This window comes from Arthrobacter sp. Y3225116 (assembly GCF_059091245.1).
The window spans coordinates 1-4,480 of sequence record NZ_JBNHGL010000231.1; the positions used below are offsets into that span (position 1 = coordinate 1).

Below are 4,480 nucleotides of genomic sequence, written 5' to 3' on the forward strand. Positions count from 1 at the left end.
CGGCAGCGCCGCCCGGGCCGAGGAAGCGCTGCGGCTGGCGAACGTGGACCCCGGCGCCCGCGGAGAGGTGCTGGACATTGCCGCCTTTGCCCGCATCGCCGAGTTCAACCATCCGCTTGTCGGCTAGGAAGGTGGCGGCATCGATATGACCAGAACACGTCCCGTCCGCGTCATGGCGCCCGGAAAGATCAACGTCTCCTTCCGGGTCGGCGGCCCGCGTCCGGACGGCTACCACTCGGTGGCCAGCGTCTATCTGGCGCTCTCGTTGTATGAGGAGGTCACCGCTACCGCGCGTGAGGATGATGCCATCACGGTCAGCGTGCGCAACGGGCCCGGGCTGGACTTCGATCTGGACGGCATCCCGCTGGATGCTTCCAACCTGGCGGTGCAGGCCGCCGACCTGCTCCGCGAAACCTCCGGACACCTGCAGGGCGTGCACCTGGACATCACCAAGCGGGTGCCGATTGCCGGCGGCATGGGCGGCGGCTCCGCGGACGCGGCCGCGGCCCTGGTGGCCTGCAGCGCGCTCTGGAACACCGGCTACTCCCGGGACGAGCTGATCGGCCTGGCCGCCGGGCTCGGCGCGGACGTGCCGTTTGCGCTGCACGGCGGAGTGGCCGTCGGCCTCGGGGTCGGCGACCGGCTGACGCCGGCGCTGGCGCGCAGCGAAATGCACTGGGTCCTGGTGCCCGCCTCGTTCGGTTTGTCCACGCCCAAGGTCTACGCCGTGGCCGACGACCTGCGCGCCCGCCGCGGCCACGTCCCGGACGAGCCCGAGCAGGTGGACCCGGCGATCCTGCAGGCAATGCAGTCCGGCGACGTCCACCAGTTGGCCGGCTGCCTGCATAACGACCTGCAGGAGGCCGCCATCGAGCTGGCCCCCGAACTGGCCGATATCCTAGAACTGGGCGAGGCCGAAGGCGCGCTGGCGGGCTTGGTCTCCGGGTCCGGGCCGACGGTAGCCTTCCTGACCGCCGGACGGCGCGAGGCGGCCGAACTGGGGCAGCGGCTCGCGGATGTCGCCGGCGTGGTTGCCCTGCCGGTCCGCGGACCGGTGCACGGCGCCCGCATCATGGCCTGACCGCCCGGCCCCGCCCCTGGAACGCGGCGGCGCGTCCGCCTCCACCAACGCAACAGAAAGCAGCATCCTTGGTCCACCTGCTCGGCGCAGAAAACGTCAGCGTCTCCTTTGCCACCCGCACCATCCTGGACTCGGTGTCCCTCGGCCTGAACGAAGGGGACCGGATCGGCATGGTCGGGCGCAATGGCGACGGCAAGTCCACCCTGATGCGGCTGCTGGCGCACCGCGCCACGCCCGACGACGGCCGGGTCACCAAGCGCGGCGACGTCAACGTGGGCTACCTGGACCAGCAGGACGTGCTGGACGGAGACCTGCCGGTCGGCGTGGCGATCGTCGGCGAAGCGGCCGAGCACGAGTGGGCCTCCAACCCGCAGATCCGCGAAATCATGAACGGCCTCGTCGGCGACGTCGACTGGCACGCGACGGTGTCGTCCTTGTCCGGCGGGCAGCGCCGCCGGGTCGCCCTCGCCAAGCTGCTGATCGAGCCCCATGACGTGATCATGCTCGACGAGCCGACCAACCACCTCGACGTCGAGGGGGTCGCCTGGCTGGCCCGGCACCTGCAGACGCGATGGCGCCCCACCGAGGGGGCCTTCCTGGTGGTCACCCACGACCGCTGGTTCCTGGATGAAGTGTGTACCCGGACCTGGGAGGTCCACGACGGCACCGTCGACCCGTTCGACGGCGGGTATGCCGCCTACGTGCTGGCCCGTGCGGAACGCGACCGGACGGCCGCCGTCGTCGAAGGCAAGCGGCAGCAGTTGGTGAAAAAGGAGCTCGCCTGGCTGCGCCGCGGCGCCCCCGCCAGGACCGCGAAGCCGAAGTTCCGGATCGAAGCGGCCAACGAGCTGATCGCGGACGTGCCCGAGCCCCGGGACTCGGTGGCCCTGAACAAGATGGCCACCGCCCGGCTCGGCAAGGACGTGCTGGACCTCGAGCAGGTTTCCTACACCCCGCCGCCGCGGCCCACGGACGGCGACGGCGGGCCCGCCGCGCTGTTCGACAACATCACGCTGCGGCTGGCACCGGGGGAACGGCTCGGCCTGGTCGGCGTCAATGGGGCGGGCAAGACCACCCTGCTGCGGATGCTGAACGGCGAGATCCAGCCCACGGCCGGCAAGGTCAAGCGCGGCAAGACGGTGCAGACGGCCATGCTCACGCAGGAAGTCCGCGAACTCGACGATGTCATGGACCTGCGCGTGGTGGAGGTGATCCAGCGCGAACGCCAGGTCTTCAACATCGGCGGACGCGAGGTCTCCGCCAACCAGCTGGTGGAACAGCTCGGCTTTTCCAAGGAGAAGCAGTGGACGCCGGTGCGCGATTTGTCCGGCGGGGAACGGCGGCGCCTGCAGCTGCTGCGGCTGCTGGTCGGGGAGCCGAACGTGCTGATGCTGGACGAGCCCACCAACGACCTGGATACGGACACGCTGGCGGCCGTGGAGGACGTGCTCGACGGCTGGCCGGGCACGCTGGTGGTCGTCTCGCACGACCGCTACCTGCTGGAACGGGTGACCGACCACCAGGTGGCGCTGCTGGGCGACGGCAAGCTCCGCGGGCTGCCCGGGGGAGTGGACCAGTACCTCGAGCTCCGCGAAGCGGCGCTCGCCGGCAGGCCCGCGCCGTCCCCGGCCGGTGCAAGCGCCGCCGCACCATCCTCCGGCGCCGTGCACAGCGAAGCCGACAGGCGCCAGGCCAAGAAGGACCTCAACCGGATCGAGCGCCAACTGGGCAAACTGGGCCAGCAGGAGGACAAGCTCAAGGAGCAGATGCACAAGGCAGGTGCCAAGGCCGACGTCGACTTCGCCGGGCTGGCGGAGATGAACCGCAAGCTGCAGGAAATCGCCGAGGAGAAGGAAGGCCTGGAGCTGGAGTGGCTGGAAGTCTCCGAAATCCTAGAGTGATCCCTCGGCTCAGGACGACCTGCCGCTGTTCCCCCAGAGGCCCGCGTCGCGGATGGACTGCTGGATCTTGCTGGTTGCCGAGAGCAGCGCCTCGCGCTCCGCGGCCGAGAGCGGATCGAAGACGTTCTCGCGCACGAAGCTGACGTGGCCGGGGGCGGCCTGCCGGATGGCATCCCAGCCGGCGTCAGTCATCGAGATGTTGAAACCCCGCGCATCCGTGGCACAAGCCACCCGCTCCACCAGTCCGCGGGCTTCCATCCGCTTGAGCAGGTGGGACAGCCGGCTGCGCTCCCAGTCCAGCTGCTGCGCAATGTCCCGGGCCCGCATGACGCCCTCGTCCGCCTCCGACAGGGACGCCAGGACCGAATACTCCACGCCGGACAGATCGGAGTCGCGCAGCAGCTGGCGGTCCATGGCGGACTCGAAGCCCCACAGCAATTCCCGGAAGGCGCGCCAGATCTCTTGCTCGTGATCGTCCAGCCAGCGGGTATCGGAGTTCACGGCTGTCACTTCCTCGTCTTTGGTTGACAATTCAAGTTTCCGCCCTGCATAATTGACGTGTCAACAAAACCATGACGCGTCAACAATGTTGGCACGTCGGGACCAGACCTCGAAGGGGTTATTTATGACCAAGATCGCTATCGTTACCGGCAGCACCCGTCCGGGTCGTGTCAACAAGCAGGTTGCCGATTGGGTTCTCGCCCAGGCCGCCGGCCGCACCGACGCCGAGTTCGAGGTCGTCGACATCGCCGACTTCAACCTGCCCCTGCTGGACGAAGCTTACCCGGCCATGTACCAGAACTACCAGAACGACCACACCAAGGCGTTCTCGGCCAAGATCAGCGAGTTCGACGGCTTCATCTTCGTCACCGGCGAGTACAACCACACCGTTACGCCGGCCCTGACCAACGCCCTGTCCTACCTGAACGTCGAGTTCAACAACAAGGCCGCCGGCATCGTTTCCTACGGTTCCATGGGTGGCGCCCGTGCCGCCGAGCACCTGCGCAACATCCTGTCTGAACTGCAGATCGCCCACGTGCGCAACCAGGTCATGTTCTCGCTGTTCACCGATTTCGAGAACTTCGCCGACTTCAAGCCGACCGAGCAGAACGCCGGCACCCTGGCTCCGATGATCGACCAGCTCATCCCGTGGACCAAGGCCATGGAGTCCGTCCGCGCCGCTGCTGTCGCCGCCAACTAACCTGCGGCCCCGGCGGCATCGCGCCGCTTGACGCTCCGCATCGCAGGGCGCTCCGGTCTTCCCGTCAGGGAAGCCGGGGCGCCCTGCGCCGTTAAGGCGGGGGACGGCCGGAACGGTGGCACCGGCGGGTAGGGTTTCGTTGGTACCGGGAGAGGGAGGGACGCGTCGTGGACGCAGGAAACGCTGCGGCCGGCCCGCGGGGGAGGACCCACAGCCGCCGCCGGATGCTCGACCATCTTGAGCAGGCCGCCTCGGCAGCAGGCTTCCGCCTCGACGAAGACCAGCACCAGGCCGCCC

The 4,480-nt window shown here is 68.8% G+C and carries 4 protein-coding genes; 3 read left to right on the top strand and 1 reads right to left on the bottom strand.

Annotated elements, in window-relative coordinates:
* The first annotated feature begins 145 nt into the window (after positions 1-145).
* Positions 146-1,081 carry a 4-(cytidine 5'-diphospho)-2-C-methyl-D-erythritol kinase gene (locus tag AC5RV2_RS15015; protein ID WP_494092996.1) on the top strand — a complete coding sequence of 312 codons (936 nt, stop codon included), beginning with the start codon at positions 146-148 and terminating at the stop codon, positions 1,079-1,081.
* A 68-nt stretch (positions 1,082-1,149) separates the two neighbouring features.
* The gene (locus tag AC5RV2_RS15020; RefSeq protein WP_494092997.1) at positions 1,150-2,982 is read left to right on the top strand and encodes an ABC-F family ATP-binding cassette domain-containing protein; all 1,833 of its coding nucleotides are present in this window, start codon (positions 1,150-1,152) and stop codon (positions 2,980-2,982) included.
* Between the two features lie 9 nt (positions 2,983-2,991).
* Here the strand turns inward: AC5RV2_RS15020 and AC5RV2_RS15025 are convergent, their stop codons facing one another.
* Positions 2,992-3,483 (bottom strand): MarR family winged helix-turn-helix transcriptional regulator, encoded by a 492-nt coding sequence (locus tag AC5RV2_RS15025; protein WP_494068179.1) that lies wholly within the window; start codon positions 3,481-3,483, stop codon positions 2,992-2,994.
* A gap of 124 nt (positions 3,484-3,607) precedes the next feature.
* Here AC5RV2_RS15025 and AC5RV2_RS15030 point away from each other — a divergent pair, with 124 nt between their 5' ends.
* Complete coding sequence (locus tag AC5RV2_RS15030) at positions 3,608-4,183, top strand: NADPH-dependent FMN reductase (RefSeq protein WP_494001421.1); 576 nt, start codon at positions 3,608-3,610, stop codon at positions 4,181-4,183.
* Positions 4,184-4,480 lie beyond the last annotated feature (297 nt).